Source organism: Pedococcus sp. P2_E2 (assembly GCF_056403955.1).
Map to the genome: position 1 here is coordinate 1150020 of NZ_JBFUEM010000001.1, position 19866 is coordinate 1169885.

The 19866-nt window shown below is 68.8% G+C and carries 16 protein-coding genes; 7 read left to right on the top strand and 9 right to left on the bottom strand.

All coding sequences use genetic code 11. From position 1 onward, the window contains the following. Positions 1 to 17 precede the first annotated feature (17 nt). The 7 genes from gap to AC1DWR_RS05515 form a co-directional block, all read right to left on the bottom strand. On the bottom strand, positions 18 to 1022 hold the full coding sequence (gene gap / locus AC1DWR_RS05485; protein ID WP_477612817.1) for a type I glyceraldehyde-3-phosphate dehydrogenase: 1005 nt from the start codon (positions 1020 to 1022) through the stop codon (positions 18 to 20). Between the two features lie 153 nt (positions 1023 to 1175). Beyond that, positions 1176 to 2348, bottom strand: a complete 1173-nt coding sequence (locus tag AC1DWR_RS05490; protein ID WP_477612816.1) for a nucleotide sugar dehydrogenase — start codon at positions 2346 to 2348, stop codon at positions 1176 to 1178. A 51-nt stretch (positions 2349 to 2399) separates the two neighbouring features. Then, positions 2400 to 3380 carry a DNA-binding protein WhiA gene (whiA, locus tag AC1DWR_RS05495; RefSeq protein ID WP_179422770.1) on the bottom strand — a complete coding sequence of 327 codons (981 nt, stop codon included), beginning with the start codon at positions 3378 to 3380 and terminating at the stop codon, positions 2400 to 2402. A gap of 127 nt (positions 3381 to 3507) precedes the next feature. Continuing rightward, the gene (locus tag AC1DWR_RS05500) at positions 3508 to 4443 is read right to left on the bottom strand and encodes a gluconeogenesis factor YvcK family protein (RefSeq protein WP_477612815.1); all 936 of its coding nucleotides are present in this window, start codon (positions 4441 to 4443) and stop codon (positions 3508 to 3510) included. Between the two features lie 76 nt (positions 4444 to 4519). Then, positions 4520 to 5470 (bottom strand): RNase adapter RapZ, encoded by a 951-nt coding sequence (gene rapZ / locus AC1DWR_RS05505; RefSeq protein WP_477612814.1) that lies wholly within the window; start codon positions 5468 to 5470, stop codon positions 4520 to 4522. Positions 5471 to 5498: 28 nt separating this feature from the next. Further along, the gene (gene uvrC / locus AC1DWR_RS05510; RefSeq protein WP_477612813.1) at positions 5499 to 7469 is read right to left on the bottom strand and encodes an excinuclease ABC subunit UvrC; all 1971 of its coding nucleotides are present in this window, start codon (positions 7467 to 7469) and stop codon (positions 5499 to 5501) included. A gap of 122 nt (positions 7470 to 7591) precedes the next feature. After that, positions 7592 to 8044 carry a Rieske (2Fe-2S) protein gene (locus AC1DWR_RS05515; protein WP_477612812.1) on the bottom strand — a complete coding sequence of 151 codons (453 nt, stop codon included), beginning with the start codon at positions 8042 to 8044 and terminating at the stop codon, positions 7592 to 7594. 301 nt (positions 8045 to 8345) lie between these two features. Between AC1DWR_RS05515 and AC1DWR_RS05520 the strand changes: the two genes are divergently transcribed. The 5 genes from AC1DWR_RS05520 to AC1DWR_RS05540 all read left to right on the top strand — a co-directional run bounded on the left by AC1DWR_RS05520 (position 8346) and on the right by AC1DWR_RS05540 (position 13338). Beyond that, positions 8346 to 9473, top strand: coding sequence for a branched-chain amino acid ABC transporter substrate-binding protein (locus AC1DWR_RS05520; RefSeq protein WP_477612811.1), 1128 nt, complete (start codon positions 8346 to 8348; stop codon positions 9471 to 9473). Between the two features lie 114 nt (positions 9474 to 9587). Beyond that, positions 9588 to 10574 carry a branched-chain amino acid ABC transporter permease gene (locus AC1DWR_RS05525; protein WP_477612810.1) on the top strand — a complete coding sequence of 329 codons (987 nt, stop codon included), beginning with the start codon at positions 9588 to 9590 and terminating at the stop codon, positions 10572 to 10574. Then, positions 10571 to 11701 carry a branched-chain amino acid ABC transporter permease gene (locus tag AC1DWR_RS05530; protein WP_477612809.1) on the top strand — a complete coding sequence of 377 codons (1131 nt, stop codon included), beginning with the start codon at positions 10571 to 10573 and terminating at the stop codon, positions 11699 to 11701. The genes AC1DWR_RS05525 and AC1DWR_RS05530 overlap by 4 nt, the downstream gene beginning before the upstream one ends. Then, the gene (locus tag AC1DWR_RS05535) at positions 11694 to 12629 is read left to right on the top strand and encodes an ABC transporter ATP-binding protein (RefSeq protein WP_477612808.1); all 936 of its coding nucleotides are present in this window, start codon (positions 11694 to 11696) and stop codon (positions 12627 to 12629) included. The genes AC1DWR_RS05530 and AC1DWR_RS05535 overlap by 8 nt, the downstream gene beginning before the upstream one ends. Beyond that, a complete protein-coding gene (locus AC1DWR_RS05540) occupies positions 12619 to 13338 on the top strand; it encodes an ABC transporter ATP-binding protein (protein ID WP_477613419.1) in 720 nt (239 codons plus the stop codon). Before AC1DWR_RS05535 ends, AC1DWR_RS05540 begins: the two co-directional genes overlap by 11 nt. A 98-nt stretch (positions 13339 to 13436) precedes the next feature. Here the strand turns inward: AC1DWR_RS05540 and uvrA are convergent, their stop codons facing one another. Further along, a complete protein-coding gene (gene uvrA / locus AC1DWR_RS05545; protein ID WP_477613418.1) occupies positions 13437 to 16577 on the bottom strand; it encodes an excinuclease ABC subunit UvrA in 3141 nt (1046 codons plus the stop codon). A 246-nt stretch (positions 16578 to 16823) separates the two neighbouring features. Between uvrA and AC1DWR_RS05550 the strand changes: the two genes are divergently transcribed. Continuing rightward, a complete protein-coding gene (locus AC1DWR_RS05550; RefSeq protein ID WP_477612807.1) occupies positions 16824 to 18638 on the top strand; it encodes a glycoside hydrolase family 15 protein in 1815 nt (604 codons plus the stop codon). Then, on the top strand, positions 18635 to 19411 hold the full coding sequence (locus AC1DWR_RS05555) for a maleylpyruvate isomerase family mycothiol-dependent enzyme (protein ID WP_477612806.1): 777 nt from the start codon (positions 18635 to 18637) through the stop codon (positions 19409 to 19411). The genes AC1DWR_RS05550 and AC1DWR_RS05555 overlap by 4 nt, the downstream gene beginning before the upstream one ends. Here AC1DWR_RS05555 and AC1DWR_RS05560 read toward each other — a convergent pair. Continuing rightward, the coding region (locus tag AC1DWR_RS05560; protein WP_477623798.1) for a response regulator transcription factor at positions 19408 to 19866 on the bottom strand (459 nt) is incomplete at its 5' end. The genes AC1DWR_RS05555 and AC1DWR_RS05560 overlap by 4 nt on opposite strands.

The window sequence follows — 19866 nt, forward strand, 5'->3', positions numbered from 1 at the left end:
CTGTGGCTCGACCCGGGTCAGAGCGTCTGGCCGACGAGGACCACGAGGTCGGCGAGGCGGTTGGAGTAGCCCCACTCGTTGTCGTACCAGCCGATGACCTTCACCTGGTTGCCGATGACCTTGGTCAGGCCTGCGTCGAAGATGCACGAGGCCGGGTCGGTCTCGATGTCCTTGGAGACGATGGCGTCCTCGGTGTAGACGAGGATGCCCTTGAGCGGACCCTCGGCGGCGGCCTTGACTGCGGCGTTCACCTCTTCGGCGGTCGTCTCGCGGCCCGCCTCGAAGGTGAGGTCGGTCGCCGAACCGGTGGCGATCGGGACGCGCAGCGCGAACCCGTCGAGCTTGCCCTTGAGCTCGGGCAGCACGAGGCCGATGGCCTTGGCCGCGCCGGTCGAGGTGGGCACGATGTTGAGCGCTGCGGCCCGGGCGCGACGCAGGTCCTTGTGCGGGGCGTCCTGGAGGTTCTGGTCCTGGGTGTAGGCGTGGATGGTCGTCATCAGGCCCTTGACGATGCCGAACTCGTCGTTGAGGACCTTGGCCATCGGGCCGAGGCAGTTCGTCGTGCAGGACGCGTTGGAGATGATGGTGTGCTTGGCCGCGTCGTACTGGTCGTCGTTGACGCCCATGACGATGGTGATGTCCTCGTTGGACGCCGGCGCGGAGATGATGACCTTCTTGGCGCCGCCGTCGATGTGCGCCTTGGCCTTGGTCGCGTCGGTGAAGAAGCCGGTCGACTCCACGACGATGTCGGCGCCGACAGAGGCCCAGTCGATCTTGGCCGGGTCGCGCTCCTCGAAGACCTTGAACGTCTTACCACCGGCGGTGATCGAGGTGTCGTCGTAGGTCACCTCACCGGGGAAGCGGCCGAGGATCGAGTCGTACTTGAGCAGGTGCGCCAGCGTCTTGTTGTCCATCAGGTCGTTGGTGGCCACGACCTCGATGTCGGCTCCCGACGCCTCGATGGCGCGGAAGAAGTTGCGGCCGATGCGGCCGAAGCCGTTGATACCTACGCGAACAGTCACGATGCCAAGTCCTTCTCAGATGGGGACGGTATGCCGCGTGGCGCGGCGCGGAAATGCTCGGGCCCGAGCCTAGCGAGCGGGGCCGCCGGGAGTCACGGCGGTCCGGCGTACGGGCCGGTAACGTCGCCCCCTCGCCCAGGGCTCAGGAGCAGGTCAGTAGTCGCCGCCGAAGAGGTCTCGGGTGTAGACCTTGTCGGCCACCGGCGTGAGCTCGCCGACCATCCGGTTGGCGACGATGACGTCGGCCACCTCGGTGAACTCGGCGAGGTCGCGGATCACCCGTGAGCCGAAGAAGTGGTCATCGGCCAGCGCGGGCTCGTAGACCACGACCTCCACACCCTTGGCCTTGATCCGCTTCATGATCCCCTGGACGCTGCTCGACCGGAAGTTGTCGGAGCCGGACTTCATGATCAGGCGGTGGATGCCGACGATGCGGGGGTGGCGACGCAGGATGTCGGTCGCCACGAAGTCCTTGCGGGTGGTGTTGGCCGTGACGATCGCCTCGATGAGCGACTGGGGCACGTTCTGGTAGTTGGCCAGCAGCTGCTTGGTGTCCTTGGGCAGGCAGTACCCGCCGTAGCCGAAAGAGGGGTTGTTGTAGCCAGGGCCGATCCTCGGGTCGAGCCCGACCCCCTCGATGATCTGGCGGGGGTCGAGTCCGTGGGTCACTGCGAAGGTGTCGAGCTCGTTGAAGAAGGCGACGCGCATGGCCAGATAGGTGTTGGCGAACAGCTTCACGGCCTCGGCCTCGGTGCTGTCGGTGAGCAGCACGGGGACATCCGGCTCCTCGGACCCCTCCCGCAGCAGGTCGGCGAACGCCTGCCCCCGGTCGCTGCGCTCGCCCACGACGATCCGGGAAGGGTGCAGGCTGTCCCACAGCGCCTTGCCCTCGCGGAGGAACTCTGGACTGAACAGCAGGTTGTCGGTGCCGAGTCGCTGCGAGAGGTCCTCGGTGAAGCCGACCGGGACCGTGGACTTCACGACCATCACGGCGGTCGGGTTGGCAGCCACCACGTCGGCCGCGACCTTCTCCACGGTCGAGGTGTCGAAGTAGTTGGTCACGGGGTCGTAGTCGGTCGGTGTCGCGATGATGACGAACTCGGCGCCGGCGTAGGCCGTGGCCGGGTCGGTCGTGAAGGTCAGCGTCAGCTCGTGGTGGGCGAGGAACGTCTCGATCTCGGGGTCCGCGATGGGGCTGCGGCCCGAGCTCAGCAGGTCGACGCGGGCCGCGTCGATGTCGAGGGCCACGACGTCGTGTCGCTGGCCGAGCAGGACCGCCATGGAGAGTCCGACGTACCCGGTTCCGACGACGGCGATCCTCGTCATGCGTTGTCCCCGCTCCGAGTCAGGCGCTGGCGTGCGTCGGTCATGGGTCGATCAGGCGTCGAGCATGTCGGGCGTGAGGTTGGCCTCGGTACCCGGGATGCCGAGGTCCTGGGCCCGCTTGTCGGCCATCGCCAGCAGGCGCCGGATCCGCCCTGCCACGGCGTCCTTGGTCATCGGTGGCTGGGCAAGCTGGCCGAGCTCCTCGAGCGAGGCCTGCTTGTGCTCCAACCGCAGCGCCCCGGCCTCCTTGAGGTGGTCGGGGATCTCGTCGCCGAGGATCTCCATGGCGCGGTGCACCCTGGCGCCGGCCGCAACGGCGGCGCGCGCCGAGCGGCGCAGGTTGGCGTCGTCGAAGTTGGCCAGCCGGTTGGCCGTGGCCCGGACCTCGCGGCGCATCCGCCGCTCCTCCCACGCCATGACCGCGTCGTGCGCGCCCAGTCGCGTGAGCATTGCCCCGATGGCATCGCCGTCGCGGATGACGACCCGGTCGACGCCGCGCACCTCGCGTGCCTTGGCCTGGATGCCGAGGCGACGAGCCGCTCCGACGAGGGCGAGGGCCGCCTCAGGCCCCGGGCACGTGACCTCGAGAGCAGAGGATCGGCCGGGCTCGGTCAGCGAGCCGTGGGCGATGAAGGCACCGCGCCAGGCTGCTTCGGCGTCGCAGGCCGAGGCGCTGACCACCTTGGGTGGCAGCCCCCGCACCGGACGCCCCCGGGCGTCGATCAGCCCGGTCTGCCGGGCCAGGGCCTCGCCGTCCTGGACCACCCGGACGACGTAGCGGCTGCCCTTGCGCAGACCGCCGGCTGCGAGGACCAGCACCTCCGAGGGGTGGCCGTACAGGTCGCTGATGTTCTTGCGGAGCCGTCGGGCGGCGTTCGCCGTGTCGAGCTCGGCCTCGACGACGATCCGTCCCCCCACGATGTGCAGGCCGCCAGCGAACCGCAGCGTCGCGGCCACCTCCGACTTGCGGCAGCAGGGCTTCGTGACGTCGAGTCTGCTGAGCTCGTCCTTGACCCGCGCCGTCATTGCCATTGGTTCATCCTGCCATCTCGCCGTCGTGCACTGGTGGGCTCTGCTCCCATGCTGTGCTGTCTCCCCTGGTTCGTCGGCGCCCAGAGGCGCTGACGTGGTCTCGCGTCAGACTCAACCATGTCCGCCCTCAGCCGAACAGGTCACGGTATGCCGCCGCCAGCCTGAGCGAGTCATGGTGCCCCGGTGCGCCGCGTTGCGCCACTGGTGCAAGCACCAGCTCTGCACCGAGTCGCGCGGCGGCCGTGCGCAATCCTGCCTCATCGTCGACAGCACTGGGGTCGGCCAGGACGGCGTCCAGCCGCATTCGCGGCGCGTGGTCCACGAGCGCCTCCAGCTGGCGGGCGGCCGTGAAGCCGGCCGTCTCGCCGGAGTGCTCCAGGTTGAGGGTCAGCAACCGCCGGGCGGTCGTGTCATGGAGCGCGTCGCGCAGACCCGGCACCATGAGGTGCGGCATCACCGAGGTGAACCACGACCCCGGCCCGAGGATCACCCAGTCGGCCTCACGCACGGCCGCCACGGTCTCGGGTGCCGAAGGGGGATCAGCCGGCTCGAGGGCGATGCTGAGCACGGTCCCCTTGGTCGTGGCGACCGCCACCTGGCCGCGCAAGGTCGAGAGAGCCCGGGCGTCGGCCGGGTCCAGGCCACGTACCCGGGCGGTGATCTCGAGTGGCACGGCGGCCATGGGCAGCACCCGGCCCCGGGCGTTGAGGAGTCGACCAACGAGGTCGAGCCCGATGACCGGGTCGTGGTGCAGGTCCCACAGGGCGGTGATCAGCAGGTTGCCGAGGGCGTGGCCGCCCAGCTGCCCGTTGCCGCGGAACCGGTGCTGCAGGACGTCTCGCCAGGTGTGGCCCCACTCGGTGTCGTCGCAGAGCGCGGTCAGGGCCATCCGCAGGTCACCCGGCGGCAGCACGTCGAACTCGTCGCGAAGCCGTCCGGAAGACCCACCGTTGTCGGCGACGGTGACCACCGCCGTGATGTCGTCACAGACCAGCTTGAGTGCCTCGAGCGAAGCGGCGAGGCCGTGTCCACCGCCGAGCGCGACCACCGCGGGGCCGGTCATGACAACTGCTCGCTTCCGCGCTTGCTCCGCGCCTCGCTCGTGCCTCGCTCGTGTGCTCGCTGCGCTGTCAGACTCACTATTCCTGCCCCAGGTCGCGGTGCACGACGAACGTCGCGATGTCGTCGCTGCTGAGCCGGGTCCGCAGCGCTTCGGCCACGGCGACGGAGCGGTGCTTGCCGCCGGTGCAGCCCACCGCGACGGTGACGTACCGGCGACCCTCGCGGATGTAGCCCTCGGTCACCGGGTCCATGAGTGCGACGACCCGGTCGACGAACTCGGGAGCCCCCTCCTGGGCCATGACGAACTCGGCCACCGGCGCGTCCTGCCCGGTGAAGTTGCGCAGCTCGGGGATCCAGAACGGGTTCGGCAGGAACCGCATGTCGAAGACGAAGTCGGCGTCGAGCGGCACGCCGTACTTGAAGCCGAACGACATCACCGCGATGCGGACCTTGTGGCCGATGTCGCCGGAGAAGACCGGGTGGACCTTCTTGGCGAGCTGGTGGACGTTCAGGCCGGACGTGTCGATGACGACGTCGGCGCGGGCCCGCAGGTCGGCCAGCATGGCGCGCTCGCGGGTGATGCCGTCCAGCAGCCGGCCCTGGCCCTGGAGAGGGTGTGGTCGGCGCACGGACTCGAAGCGGCGCACGATCGCCTCGTCCGTGGCGTCCAGGAAGACCAGGTTGGGTCGCCACCCGCGGTCGCGCAGCTCGTCGAGCGCGGTCTGGAGGTGGTCGAAGAACCCGCGGGCCCGGACATCCACCACGGCCGCAAGGCGCGGCAGACCTGCCCGACGCGGTGCCTCGTTGGCGAGGTCGGCCAACGAGACGAGCAGGTGTGGCGGCAGGTTGTCGACGACGTACCAGCCGGAGTCCTCGAGCACGTTGGCGGTCGTCGACCGCCCGGCTCCACTCATGCCGGTCACGATGACGAGCTCAGCCTGGTCGCGCTTGTCGCCCGAGTCGGCGGCGTCCGGGGCTCCTGCGTCCGGCACCGCTGCCCCAGATGCTGCGCGGTCCTCGTCGGTCATCCCTGCCCCGTCTCCTTGCTCATCGCGCTCAGTCACCGTCGAGGATCTCTCCGGTCATCAGGTTGACGGCGGGTGCGGCCGTGTCTGCGGTGGCCAACTCTGCCGCAATCGTGGCTGCCAGCGCAGGTCCGATGCCGGAAACTTCCTGCAGCTCCTCGGCCGTCGCCGCGCGAACCTTCTTCACCGAGCCGAAATGACGCAGCAGGGCCTTGCGTCGCGTCTCCCCGAGTCCGGGGACACCGTCCAGGACGCTCGTGGTCATGGCCTTGGACCGGCGCTGGCGGTGGAAGGTGATGGCAAAGCGGTGGGCCTCGTCGCGGACCCGCTGCAGCAGGTAGAGGCCCTCACTGGTCCGCGGCAGGATGACGGGGTAGTCCTGGCCGGGCACCCAGACCTCCTCGAGCCGCTTGGCGAGCCCGACGACGGCGACGTCGTCGATGCCCAGCGCCGTCAGGGCCGCCTGGGCGGCGTTGACCTGGGGCAGGCCGCCGTCGACGACGACGAGGTTGGGCGGGTACGCGAACTTCTTCGGCTTGCCGGTGTCGGGGTCGATCCGCTCGGGACCGTTCTCCGGGTCGGGGCCGAGCTCGACGTCGGTGGCCTGGTCGCGCTCCTCGAGGTAGCGCTGGAACCGCCGGGTCAGCACCTCGTCCATCGCCGCGGTGTCGTCCACCTGCTCGCCACGGATGACGAACCGGCGGTACTCGGACTTGCGGGCCAGCCCGTCCTCGAAGACGACCATCGACCCGACGACCTGGGAGCCCTGGATGTGGCTGATGTCGTAGCACTCGACGCGCAGCGGCGCATCAGCCAGGTCGAGGCTGGTCTGCAGCTCCTGCAGTGCCTGGCTGCGTGCCGTGAGATCCCCGGCGCGGGCGAGCTTGTGCCGGGCCAGCGACTGCTTCGCGTTGCGGTGCACGGTCTCGAGCAGGGTGCGCTTGTCGCCCCTCTGGGGCACGCGCAAGTCGACCCCGGAGCCCCGCAGCGACCCGAGCCAGATCGCGACGGCATCCGGGTCCTCCGGCAGGACCGGCACCAGCACCTCGCGCGGCACGCTGTCGTCCGACTCGCCTCCGTAGACCTGCTGGAGGAGGTGGCCGACGATCTCGGGCACGGTCTCGGCGTCCATCTCGGCGACCCAGCCGCGCTGTCCGCGCACGCGCCCGCCACGCACGTGGAAGACCTGGACGGCGATCTCGAGCCCGTCGTGCTCGAGGGCGAACACGTCGGCGTCGGTGCCGTCGCCCAGGACGATGGCGGACTTCTCCAGCGCCTTGCCCAGCGCCACGAGGTCGTCGCGCATCCGGGCTGCCTGTTCGAACTCCAAGGACTTCGACGCGGCAGCCATGTCGCGCTCGAGCCGCTTGACGAACCGCGTCGTGTTGCCGGCCATGAAGTCGCAGAAGTCCTCGGCGATGGCGCGGTGCTCCTCTGGGCTGACCCTCCCCACGCAGGGCGCCGAGCACTTGTCGATGTAGCCCAGCAGACACGGACGGCCCACCTGCCCGGCCCGCTTGAAGACCCCCGAGGAGCAGGTGCGGACGGGAAACACCCGCAACAACAGGTCGAGCGTCTCGCGGATGGCCCAGGCATGGGCGTAAGGGCCGAAGTAGCGGGTGCCCTTGCGCTTGGCCCCGCGCATCACCTGCGCCCGCGGGAACTCCTCCCCGAGCGTCACCGCGAGGTAGGGGTAGGACTTGTCGTCGCGGTACTTGACGTTGAACCGCGGGTCGTACTCCTTGATCCAGGAGTACTCGAGCTGCAGCGCCTCGACCTCGGTCGAGACCACGGTCCACTCGACGCTCGCAGCCGTGGTGACCATGGTGGCGGTGCGGGGGTGCAGGGCTGAGATGTCCTGGAAGTAGGACGACAGCCGCGGCCGCAGGGACTTGGCCTTGCCGACGTAGATGACGCGCTTGGCGGCGTCCCGGAACCGGTAGACGCCCGGGTCGACCGGGATCTCCCCCGGCGCCGGACGGTAGGTCGACGGGTCAGCCACGACTCCACTCTATGGAGGGCGACCGACGGCCCGTCCCGCGGGAGCCCCGCTTCCCGCGGAGACGAGGTATGCCGCGTCGGGACGGCGCGGCATACCTGGCCCTGCGCTTCTGGCGGGGAAGGTCAGGTGACCGAGATCCCGTCGCCGCTCACGGCCACGGACTTCTCCGGAAGGGCCTTGGTGGCCGGTCCCTTCTTGACCGCGCCGGTGGTGATGTCGTACTCGCTGCCGTGGCAGGCACAGTTGATGGTGCCGTTGGCGACGGTGGTCACCAGGCACGCCTGGTGGGTGCACACGGCGCTGAAGGCCTTGAACTCCCCCGAGGTGGGCTGGGTGACCACCACCTTCTGGTCGGTGAAGATCTTGCCTCCCCCCACGGGGATGGTCGCCTTCGAGATGGCGTCCTTGACGGCGCTGGTCGCGGCGTCCTTGGCCGTGCTGGCCGCGCTGCTCGCAGCGTCCTCGGCGGCTCCACAGCCGGCGAGTGCAGTGACGCCGACTCCGGCGAGGCCGGCGGACGCCAGCACGGTGCGGCGGGAGGGGCCGGTGACGGGGTGGTCTTCTGGGGTGGTCATGCGCGCGCCTTTCGGTGGAGGTGCCCCCTCACGGGGCTGACCAGATGGCCCGAGGATGCGGGCCGATGATGGGTGGGACCTGTATGAGACATGCGTGGGACATGGGTATGACGGGTGACGCTGCCACGACGTTCACGGCACCCGCCACCGGGCGGTGATAACGACACGGTCACGCATGGGGTTGATGTGCTGCCCCGCAGGGGGAACAGCGGCATAGTCTGCACACACCCCAACCGGGGTGACCCGTGGGCGCCGTACGGCCCGCGAGCACCCAATGACTTCAGGAGGAGTCTTGCGTTCCGTGTTCAAGATTGGCGCGCCACTCGTGGCCGCTGCCCTCGCGCTGACTGCCTGTGGTGGAACCACTGGCGGCAGCTCCGACGCCGGTTCCAAGGCGTGTGACCTCAAGATCGGCTTCTTCGGCGCCCTCACCGGCGACGCTGCCAACCTCGGCATCAACATCAAGAACGGTGCCGAGCTCGCCGTCAAGCAGTACAACGAGAAGAACGCCGACTGCAAGGTCGCGCTCACCTCGTTCGACAGCCAGGGCGACCCGTCCATTGCCCCCGGACTGGCCCAGAAGGCCGTCACCGACAAGAAGCTGGTCGGCATCGTCGGCCCCGCCTTCTCCGGTGAGTCCAAGGCCGCCGACCCGATCTTCGACAAGGCCGGCCTGAACATCATCACGGCCTCCGCGACGGCGACGAAGCTGTCCGAGAACGGCTGGAAGACCTTCCACCGCATCCTCGGCAACGACAACAGCCAGGGCCCCGCGGCCGCGAAGTACATCAAGGACGTCCTGAAGGCGCAGAAGGTCTTCGTCTCGGACGACACCTCCGAGTACGGCAAGGGCCTGGCCGACATCGTCAAGAGTGATCTCGGAGCGCTCGTCACCGGCACCGACCACACTGCAGCCGACGGCAAGCAGGACGACTTCTCCGCGACCGTGACCAAGGCCAAGGCCTCGGGTGCGACCGCGTTCTTCTACGGCGGCTACTACTCCAACGCCAGCAAGCTGGCCAAGCAGCTGAAGGACGGTGGCTTCACCGGCACCTTCGTCGCCGGCGACGGCGTCAAGGACGACGGCTTCATCAAGGGCGCCGGTGCGGCGGCCGAGGGCGCCATCGTCACCTGCCCGTGCCTCCCGCCGGACCAGGCACCCGAGTTCGCGGCCGCCTACAAGAAGGCCTACAACTCGGACCCGGCCACGTACTCGGCAGAGGCCTACGACGCAGCCAACGTGTTCCTCGCTGCCATCAAGGCTGGGAAGACCACGTCGGCCGACATCAACGCCTTCATCGCCTCCTACGACCAGAAGGGCGTCACCAAGCAGGTCAAGTTCGACGCCAAGGGCGAGCCGGCGGACATCCACGTGTGGGCCTACAAGGTCACCGGCGGCAAGATCGTTCCGGACCAGGAAGTCAAGTAACACCACGTGTAGCGGCCAGGGCTCTCGGCAACGGGGGTCCTGGCCGCTACCGTGTTCCCGTCCGGACCCGGACCCCGCCGCACTGACGCGCAGGTCCCTCACCACGGAGGTCTGATGCAGCTTCTCCTGAACAACTTCTGGGAGTTCACAATCACCGGGTTGGCCAACGGGGCCATCTACGCGCTGATTGCTCTCGGCTACACGCTCGTCTACGGCGTGCTGCGCCTCATCAACTTCGCCCACTCCGAGGTGTTCATGTGGGGCGGCTTCGCGGCCGTCTGGGCCCTGGTGGCGCTCGGCGCCAGCAAGGCGAGCGGCATCGGCGTCGTCGGGTTCCTCATTGCGGGCTTCGCGTCGGCCATGGTGATCTCCGCGCTCGTGGCGCTCGGCCTCGAGTTCGTCGCCTACCGCCCGCTCCGCAAGCGCAACTCGCCACCGCTGATCGCGCTCATCTCCGCGATCGGTGCGTCGTACACGCTGTCGGAAGTGATGGGCCTGCGCGACAAGCCGTTCAAGTGGTTCGGCAAGGACGACGACCTGGTCAACTACGTCGGCCGTCCCCGCGAGGCCGCGCCGTTCCCGCTCAACATCGAGACGAAGCGGCTCTTCTACGTCTTCGACTACCACGTCTCCAACAAGGACCTCATCGTCCTGGGGTCGGCCATCGTCATGATGATCGTGCTCGACCAGTTCATGCAGCGGTCCCGTCTCGGCCGGGGGATCCGCGCCGTTGCCCAGGACCCCGAGTCCGCCGCCCTGATGGGTGTGAACCGCGACAGGGTCATCCGGCTGACCTTCGTCATCGGCGGGGCCATGGCTGGTGCCGCCGCGATGATGTACCTCATCCGGATCGGGCAGATCCGCTACAACTCGGGCTTCCTGCTCGGCGTGAAAGCCTTCACCGCCGCCGTGCTCGGCGGCATCGGCAACCTTCGCGGCGCTCTGCTCGGTGGCTTCATCCTCGGCGTGGCCGAGAACTACGGTCAAGCCATCTTCGGTGGAGAGTGGAAGGACGTCGTGGCCTTCACGCTCCTCGTGGTCATCCTCCTGTTCCGGCCCACCGGCCTGCTCGGTGAGTCCCTCGGAAAGGCACGCGCATGAGCGCCGTCTCGAACGTGTTCCACGGGGTCGGTGACCGTTTCCGTGCCCTGCCCCGCTGGGCCAAGATCGTGCTGATGGTCGCCGCCGTGGTGTTCGTCTACCTCCTGCCGATCCTCAACCCGCCGCTGATCACGACGACCGACTCCGACTTCGGTGCCGTGCTGTTCCTCTGCGCGCTGTACGCCCTGGTCGCGATCGGGCTCAACATCGTCATCGGGTATGCCGGCCTGCTCGACCTCGGGTACATCGGCTTCTTCGCGATCGGCGCGTTCACGGTGGGCGTGCTCGGGTCGGCCCATGGGAAGCTTCCGCTGCTGCTGTGCATCCCGATCGCGATGGCGGTCACGCTGTTCTCGGGCATCGTCCTCGGCGCGCCCACGCTGCGCGTGCGGGGCGACTACCTCGCGATCGTGACCCTCGGCTTCGGCGAGATCGTCCGGCTGATCCTGGTGAACGCCGACGCCCTGACCGGCGGCTCCCGCGGTATCTCGAACATTCCCACGCCACCGAGCTGGGCACTGTTCGAGATCCCCAAGCTCAAGTGGGAGGGGTTCGTCGCCTACGTCGACCAGAGCAACACCACGACGTTCCTGCAGTTCGGGGTCACCGACTCGGTGCCCTACTACTGGCTGGCGCTGACTCTCGTGGGCGTGGTGCTCTTCCTCGACTGGCGGATGCAGAACTCTCGCGTCGGCCGGGCCTGGGAGGCAACCCGCGAGGACGAGGACGCCGCTGAGCTCATGGGTGTCCCGACCTTCCGGTTCAAGCTGCTGGCCTTCGCCACGGGTGCCGCGATCGGCGGACTGTCCGGTGCGCTCTTCGCCACCAAGCAGCAGTTCATCAACCCGGACAACTTCACCATCCTGTACTCCGTGCTCTTCGTCGCCATGGTCGTCGTCGGTGGTCAGGGCAACCGCTGGGGCGTCGTGCTCGCTGCGGCTCTGCTGACCTGGGCGCCGGAGAAGTTCCGGTTCCTGTCCGACGCTCGGTTCCTGCTGTTCGGCCTCGCCCTGATGGCGCTGGCCATCTTCCGACCGCAGGGCCTGATGCCGCCTCGACGATCGGTGCGTGCCAAACAGGCGGACATCGAGACAGAGGTCCTCGAGGAAGGGGCGACCCATGCCTGACACCACGCCTGACAAGACGCCTGACGAGACCGCCGATGCCGCGGCCGCGGCACGCGGACCCCGGGTCGACGACGAGGCCACGACCCGTCCCGAGGTCGACACCACCCCGGACACCTCGGTCGACATCAGTGTCGACGAGATCGCCCACCTCCCCAAGGGCAAGATGCTCGAGGTCGACGACGTGACCCTGCGCTTCGGCGGTGTCACGGCCCTCGACGGTGTCTCGTTCCACATCAACACCGGCGAGATCCTCGGCCTGATCGGGCCCAACGGTGCTGGCAAGACGACCTGCTTCAACGTGATGACCGGTGTCTACCAGCCCACCTCGGGCGGGATCCAGTTCATGGGCGAGCCGCTCGGCAAGCGACAGAAGTTCCAGATCACCAAGCTGGGCATCGCCCGCACCTTCCAGAACATCCGGTTGTTCCACAACATGACGGCACTGGAGAACGTCCTGGTCGGCGCGGATGCGCACCACTCCACGGGTATGGGGTCGGCGCTGCTGCGGCTGCGCAAACACCATGCCGAGGAGGCCGAGGGCATGGAACGTGCCTTCGAGCTGCTCAAGTTCATGGGGTTGGACAAGCGGGCCGACGAGCTCGCCCGCAACCTGCCCTACGGCGACCAACGGCGGCTCGAGATCGCGCGAGCCCTCGCCACGAACCCCAAGCTGCTCTGCCTCGACGAGCCGGCGGCCGGCTTCAACCCGGCGGAGAAGGCTCGGCTGATGGAGCTCATCCGGTCGATCCGCGACCAGGGCTACACCGTGCTGCTCATCGAGCACGACATGAAGCTCGTCATGGGCGTCACCGACAGGATCGTGGTGCTGGAGTTCGGCAAGAAGATCGCCGAGGGACTGCCCGCCGAGATCCAGGACAACCCTGCGGTGATCGCCGCCTATCTGGGAGTTGATGAAGATGCTTCTTGAGGTCGACGACCTCTGCGTCAACTACGGACGCATCGAGGCCATCCGCAACATCTCGTTCACGGTGAACGAGGGCGAGGTGGTCACGCTCATCGGGGCCAACGGTGCCGGAAAGACGACCACCATGAAGACGGTCTCCGGGTTGCGCCCGGTCCGCGCGGGCTCCATCCGGTTCGAGGGTCAGGACATCACCGCGATGCCGCCCCACGAACGTCCGGTGCTGGGGATCGCCCAGTCGCCCGAGGGCCGAGGCTGCTTCGTCGGCATGACCGTGCTCGAGAACCTCGACATGGGTGCCTACGCCCGGAGCGACCGCAAGACGCCGAAGATCAAGGAGGACCGCGACCGGGTCTTCGGGCTCTTCCCGCGGCTGGCGGAGCGGCGCAGCCAGGTGGCCGGCACCATGTCGGGCGGCGAACAGCAGATGCTCGCGATCGGGCGCGCCCTCATGGCCAACCCGAAGCTGCTGCTCCTGGACGAGCCGTCGATGGGACTGGCGCCCAAGCTCATCCAGCAGATCTTCGACATCATCACCGAGATCAACAAGCAGGGCACGACCGTGCTCCTCGTCGAGCAGAACGCTGCGCAGGCGCTCAAGCGCGCCGACCGCGCCTACATCCTCGAGACCGGCGAGATCGTGCGTGAGGGAACCGGCCAGGAACTGGCCAACGACCCTGCGGTCAAGGCGTCCTACCTCGGCGGCGACGTCTAGGCACTCCCTGGTGTGCCGGCTGGCCGGCACACCGCGAACGGCCCCTCGGTGATTTCCGAGGGGCCGTTCGCGCAGGAGCCTTCATCGGCGGGGTGGGCCTACCTCGTGGAGGTCGCTTTCGCGGACTTCGACGTGACCTTGGGGGCGGCGCGCTTCGTGGCCGCTTTCGCGGTCGCCTTCTTCGCCGTCGCCTTCTTCGCGGTCGCCTTCTTCGCAGTCGTCGTCTTCGGAGTCGCGTTGGTTGCCGGCTTCGTGGTCGCGGTCTTCGTGGTGGCGGTCTTCTTCGGCGCGGCCGCAGCTGCGGTGCGCTTGGCCGCCCCGGTGGCTCGCTGCGGCGTGCGCGCGCTGCGCGCCAGGATGGGCGCGAGGAACTGCCCGGTGTAGCTGTCCTCCACCGTGGCGACCTGCTCGGGAGTGCCCTCGGCGATGACGCGACCTCCGCCGTTGCCGCCCTCGGGACCCATGTCGACGATCCAGTCGGCGTTCTTGATGACGTCGAGATTGTGCTCGATCACGATCACGGTGTTGCCCTTGTCGACCAGACCCTGCAGGACGAGGAGCAGTTTGCGGATGTCCTCGAAGTGCAACCCCGTGGTGGGCTCGTCCAGGACGTAGATGGTCCGGCCCGTCGACCGCTTCTGCAGCTCGGCGGCCAGCTTGACGCGTTGCGCCTCACCACCGGACAGCGTGGGTGCGGGCTGCCCGAGTCGGACGTACCCGAGCCCCACCTGGTTGAGCGTCTTCATGTGGCGAGCGATGCCGGGCACCGCGGCGAAGAAGTCGGCGGCCTCCTCGATCGGCATGTCGAGGACGTCAGCGATCGTCTTGCCCTTGAAGTGGACCTCGAGCGTCTCGCGGTTGTAGCGCGCCCCATGGCACACCTCGCACGGGACGTAGACGTCGGGGAGGAAGTTCATCTCGATCTTGATGGTGCCGTCGCCCGAGCAGGCATCACAGCGACCGCCCTTGACGTTGAACGAGAACCGACCGGGCTGGTAGCCACGGATCTTGGCCTCGGTCGTCGTCGCGAAGAGCTTGCGCACGGCGTCGAAGACACCCGTGTAGGTCGCCGGGTTGGACCGCGGAGTGCGGCCGATCGGGCTCTGGTCGACGTGGACGACCTTGTCGAGGTTGTCCAGGCCCGTGACCGTCTTGTGCCGCCCCGGGACGTGGCGGGCACCGTTGAGCTTGTTGGCCAGGACGTTGTAGAGGATGTCGTTGACGAGCGTCGACTTGCCCGAGCCGGAGACTCCGGTGACCGCCACGAGGTTGCCCAGCGGGAACGACACGTCGACCCCGTGCAGGTTGTGCTCGCGAGCCCCGACGACGGTGACCTCGCGCCCGCGCTCCTGGGGTCGGCGCAGAGCGGGCATGGGGATCTCGAGGCGCCCGGAGAGGTACTTGCCGGTGATCGAGTCCTGGTGCTCGAGCAGTCCCTGGACCGTGCCCGAGTGGACGACGACCCCACCGTGCTCGCCGGCTCCCGGGCCGATGTCGACGACCCAGTCCGCAGTGGCGATCGTGTCCTCGTCGTGCTCGACGACGATGAGCGTGTTGCCGAGGTCGCGCAGCCGCGTCAGCGTCTCGATGAGCCGGTGGTTGTCGCGCTGGTGCAGACCGATGCTCGGCTCGTCGAGGACGTAGAGGACTCCGACCAGGCCCGAGCCGATCTGGGTCGCGAGCCGGATCCGCTGGGCCTCGCCGCCGGAGAGCGTGCCCGCCGGGCGGTCGAGCGAGAGGTAGTCGAGCCCCACGTCGAGCAGGAACCCGAGCCGCGCGTCGATCTCCTTGATCACCCGCTCGGCGATCTGCCGTTCACGGACGGTGAAGTCGACCTCCTTGAGGAACTTCGCACAGTCGGCGATGGCCAGCGCACAGATTGCCGAGATGCTGCGGCCCCCGATGTGAACGGCCAGCGACTCGGGCTTGAGGCGGGCGCCACCGCACTCGGGGCACGGCACCTCGCGCATGTACCCCTCGTAGCGCTCCCGGCTCCACTCGGAGTCGGTCTCGGAGTGTCGACGCTTCACGAAGGGGACCACACCCTCGAAGCCAGTCGTGTAGGACCGCTCCCGCCCGTAGCGGTTCTTGTAGCGGACGTGGACCTTGTAGTTCTGACCGTGCAGCAGCGCCTCCTTGGCGCGGTCCGGCAGGGCGTGCCAGGGGGTGTCCATCGTGAACTTGAGGTCCTCACCGAGCGCGGTCATCACGCGCTGGAAGTACTCGGCGGACCCGCTGGTTGACGCCCAGGGGGCGATCGCGCCCTGGGCAAGGGTCAGGTCCTCGTCGGGGACCAGCAGCTCGGGGTCGACCTCCAGCTCGGTGCCCAGACCGGTGCACTTGGGACAGGCGCCGAAGGGGCTGTTGAACGAGAACGAGCGGGGCTCGACCTCGTCCATCGCCAGCGGGTGGTCGTTGGGGCACGCCATCCGCTCGGAGAAGCGTCGCTCACGCTCAGGGTCCTTGGAGTCCTTGTCGACGAAGTCGACGACGAGGACACCCCCGGCCAGCCCGAGGGCGGTCTCGACGGAGTCCGTGAGCCGCCGCTTGGCCCCGGTGTCGTTGCCCTTGGCCACCAAGCGGTCGACCACGACGTCGATGGTGTGCTTGACCTGCTTCTCCAGCTTGGGGGGATCGGTCAGCGACACGACCTCGCCGTCGACCCGGGCTCGCGAGAAGCCCTTGCTCTGGAGCTCGCCGAAGAGGTCGACGTACTCCCCCTTGCGGGCGCGGACGACCGGGGCGAGGACCTGGAACCGGGTCTTCTCGGGCAGCTCCAGGAGGCGGTCGACGATCTGCTGGGGGCTCTGCCGGGTGATCGGCTCGCCACACACCGGGCAGTGCGGACGGCCCGCGCGCGCGAAGAGCAGGCGGAGGTAGTCGTAGACCTCCGTGATCGTGCCGACCGTCGAGCGCGGGTTGCGGTTGGTCGACTTCTGGTCGATCGAGACCGCCGGCGAGAGCCCCTCGATGAAGTCGACGTCGGGCTTGTCCATCTGTCCCAGGAACTGCCGGGCATAGGCGGACAGGGACTCGACGTAGCGACGTTGCCCCTCGGCGAAGATCGTGTCGAAGGCCAAGGACGACTTGCCGGACCCTGACAAACCCGTGAAGACGATCAGCGAGTCACGAGGCAGCTCGACCGACACATCCTTGAGGTTGTGCTCACGGGCACCCCGGACGATGAGCTGGTCGTGCTGGTGGCGGCGGGCGGGCACGGCTGAAGTCACGCGCACCATCGTAGGTGGCCGCACCGACAACCCTCTCCCGGCCACCGGCCCGGCACCTCCCGCGTGGACCCCTGCACGCGGCATACCCTCTCGTCATGACCACGCCCAACCGGCCAGGCTCCTCGCCCCTCCGGGCCTCGCTCGTCCCTCACTCGGGTCCTCGGGGTGTCGTCGCATGACCACGCCCAACCGGCCAGGCTCCTCGCCCCTCCGGGCCTCGCTCGTCCCTCACTCGGGTCCTCGGGGTGTCGTCGCATGACCACCCCCATCGAGGAGTACGCCGTGCTCGGCGACACCGAGACCGCTGCCCTCGTGAGCCGCGCTGGCTCGATCGACTGGCTGTGCCTCCCCCGGTTCGACTCGAGCGCCTGCTTCGCCGCGCTGGTCGGCACCCCCGACAACGGGCGCTGGCTCCTCGGCCCCAAGGGACCCGCCAGCAGCACCCGTCGATACATCGAGAACTCGTTCGTTCTGGAGACTGTCCACGAGACCGACACGGGCGCGGTGAAGGTCACGGACCTGATGCCGCTGGGCGACGGACGGGCCGACATCATCCGCAGTGTCGAGGGCCTGCGCGGCACGGTCACGATGTGTCACGAGTGGGTGGTCCGCTTCGACTACGGCAAGGTCCGCCCGTGGGTGTCGCACAGCGTGGGACACCGCCTCGACGGCGACGTCATCACCGCGGTCGCCGGGCCCGACATGCTCGTGCTGCGCGGCAGCCGGCTCCCCCACGCCCGTGACGGGCACCACGAGGACGAGTTCGACGTCGCCGCCGGAGAGACCCACACGTTCTCGACGACGTGGTTCCCCTCGTTCGAGCAGGTGCCGCCACCCCTGGACATCGACTCGAGGATCGCGGAGACGATCCGGGTGTCCAACGAGTGGGCTGCCCGGTGCGACTACGAGGGCCCCTATCGCGAGCTCGTCGTCAGGTCGCTCCTGACGCTGCGTGGCATGACGCACTCGCGCTACGGGGGCATCGTCGCTGCGCCGACCACGAGCCTGCCCGAGGACTTCGGCGGCGAGCGCAACTGGGACTACCGCTACTGCTGGCTGCGCGACGCCTCCCTCACGCTGGAGGCGCTGCTGGCCTCGGGGTACGTCGACGAGGCCCGCCTGTGGCGCAACTGGCTGCTGCGTGCCGTGGCCGGCGACCCCGAGGACCTGCAGATCATGTACACCATCAACGGATCCCGTCGCCTACCCGAACGCACGCTCGACCACCTCGCCGGGTATGCCGGCTCGACCCCTGTCCGGATCGGGAACGGGGCGGTGGACCAGCGCCAGTCCGACGTCCTCGGCGAGGTCATGATCGCCCTCGACGAGGCCCGCGCGCGGGGGCTGGAGGTGTCGACGCAGTCGTGGGCCATGCAGCGTGCCCTCGTCCAGAACCTCGCGCGCCACTGGCAGGAGCCGGACAACGGGTTGTGGGAGATCCGTGGCCCCCTGCGGCACTTCACCCACTCCCGCGTCATGGTGTGGGCGGCGTTCGACCGGGCGGTCCGGGGAGTCGAGAAGTGGGGGCTCGACGGCCCTGTCGAGCGGTGGCGCGAGCTCCGGGACGAGGTGCGCGACGAGATCCTCACCAAGGGCTTCAACGCCGAGCGCAACACCTTCACCCAGCACTACGACACGACCGAGGTCGATGCGTCGTTGCTGCTCATCCCCCTCGTGGGCTTCCTCCCTCCTGACGACCCGCGCGTCCTCGGCACGGTTGCCGCCATCGAGCAGGACCTGGTGCGTGAAGGCTTCCTGCTGCGCTACCGCACCGAGAGCGGTGTGGACGGCCTCGCCGGCGACGAGCACCCCTTCCTGGCCTGCTCGTGGTGGCTCGTCAGCGCGTATGCCGTGTGCGGACAGGCCGAGAAGGCCCGGGACCTGATGGACCGTCTCGTCGCGCTGTTCAACGACGTGGGCCTGATCTCCGAGGAGTACGACCCCCTCGAGAAGCGGATGGTGGGAAACTTTCCGCAGGCCTTCTCCCACCTCACCTTCATCGGCGCGGCCCACGCCCTCGCCGAGGCCGAGGCGAAGGGGGCCGCCAGCGCGGGAGGACAGCTGCCATGACCGACCCCACCACCGCCGGTACCGGCTCGGGCCGTGGCCCGGGCTCCCCTGCCGACCTCGACACGGACCTCCGGCTCGTGTCACGGCATACCCAGCTGCTCGTGGACCATGCCACCCAGCTCGGTGACGTAGGGGCGAGGTCGCTCTGCGAGGGCTGGAGCCGCGCGCACGTCCTCACCCACGTGGCCCGCAACGCCGACGCGATCCTGCGGCTCACCGAGTGGGCCCTGGACGGACATCCTCGGGAGATGTATCCCGGAGGCACCGCGGCCCGTGACGCCGAGATCGAGGAGGGCGCCCTGCGCGCAGGGCCGGCCTCATCCGACGACCGCCGTCCGGCCGGCGTCTTCGTCGACGACGTCGCCCGCACCGCTTCTGCTCTGGCGCCGCGGCTGGCCGAGCTCACGGGGTCGCTCGCCGTCGACGAGGTCGAGATGCGTGGTGGCCTGAAGATCTCACCGATGGCCCTGCCGTTCGTGCGGCTGCGCGAGGTCGTCTACCACCACGTCGACCTCGACGACGGGTTCGGGTTCGGCGATGTCGAGCCGGACCTGCTGCGCCGGTTCATCGACGATGCGGTGTCGAGGCTGCGCATGGGCGGTCACCCGCCAGCCCTGGACCTGAGAACTTCTGAAGGTGACCAGTGGATGGTCGGCGAGGGTTCCACCGAGATCCACGGCTCGCGGCCCGGGGTGCTCCTCTGGCTGGCCCGGCGCATCGACGCCGGCGTCAGTGCGGAAGGGGGCCTTCCGGAACTCCCTCCCGGGGCCTAGGGGATCGGGAGCGACGCCCCCGAGATGCCGGCCCGCCGGGCGATGGCCACCGCCGCCAGGGCTGAGTGCACCTTGAGCTTGTGGAGGATGCTCTGGACGTGGGTGCGCACGGTGTTGGGGGACACGTGCAGAAGGGTCCCGATCTCGGTTCGGCTCATGCCCTCGACCAGGCAGCCGAGGACCTCGAGCTCGCGCCCGGTGAGCTCACGGATCCCCTGGACGTGCTCGACCGTGGTGCGCTGTCCCCGGGACAGCGCCACCAGGACTCCAGCCAGCAAGCCGGCCGGGATGCGGGTCTCCCCCCGCGCCACGCCGCGGATGGCGTCCACGAGCGCCTCGGCGGTCTCCGTCTTGGAGACCCAGCCACGGACGCCCAGCTGGACGGCCTCCACGATCTGGTCCCCCGCCGCCGCGCCCGTGGCGACGACGATGCCCATCGACGGCCTGGTCACCAA

Coding starts and splice junctions, on each gene's coding strand:
- AC1DWR_RS05525 (WP_477612810.1), top strand. CDS start 9,588: ATGCAGCTTCTCCTGAACAACTTCTGGGAGTTCACAATCACCGGGTTG.
- AC1DWR_RS05550 (WP_477612807.1), top strand. CDS start 16,824: ATGACCACCCCCATCGAGGAGTACGCCGTGCTCGGCGACACCGAGACC.
- uvrA (WP_477613418.1), bottom strand. CDS start 16,577: ATGGTGCGCGTGACTTCAGCCGTGCCCGCCCGCCGCCACCAGCACGAC.
- AC1DWR_RS05535 (WP_477612808.1), top strand. CDS start 11,694: ATGCCTGACACCACGCCTGACAAGACGCCTGACGAGACCGCCGATGCC.
- AC1DWR_RS05530 (WP_477612809.1), top strand. CDS start 10,571: ATGAGCGCCGTCTCGAACGTGTTCCACGGGGTCGGTGACCGTTTCCGT.
- rapZ (WP_477612814.1), bottom strand. CDS start 5,470: ATGACCGACGAGGACCGCGCAGCATCTGGGGCAGCGGTGCCGGACGCA.
- whiA (WP_179422770.1), bottom strand. CDS start 3,380: ATGGCAATGACGGCGCGGGTCAAGGACGAGCTCAGCAGACTCGACGTC.
- AC1DWR_RS05490 (WP_477612816.1), bottom strand. CDS start 2,348: ATGACGAGGATCGCCGTCGTCGGAACCGGGTACGTCGGACTCTCCATG.
- AC1DWR_RS05555 (WP_477612806.1), top strand. CDS start 18,635: ATGACCGACCCCACCACCGCCGGTACCGGCTCGGGCCGTGGCCCGGGC.
- AC1DWR_RS05540 (WP_477613419.1), top strand. CDS start 12,619: ATGCTTCTTGAGGTCGACGACCTCTGCGTCAACTACGGACGCATCGAG.
- AC1DWR_RS05515 (WP_477612812.1), bottom strand. CDS start 8,044: ATGACCACCCCAGAAGACCACCCCGTCACCGGCCCCTCCCGCCGCACC.
- AC1DWR_RS05500 (WP_477612815.1), bottom strand. CDS start 4,443: ATGACCGGCCCCGCGGTGGTCGCGCTCGGCGGTGGACACGGCCTCGCC.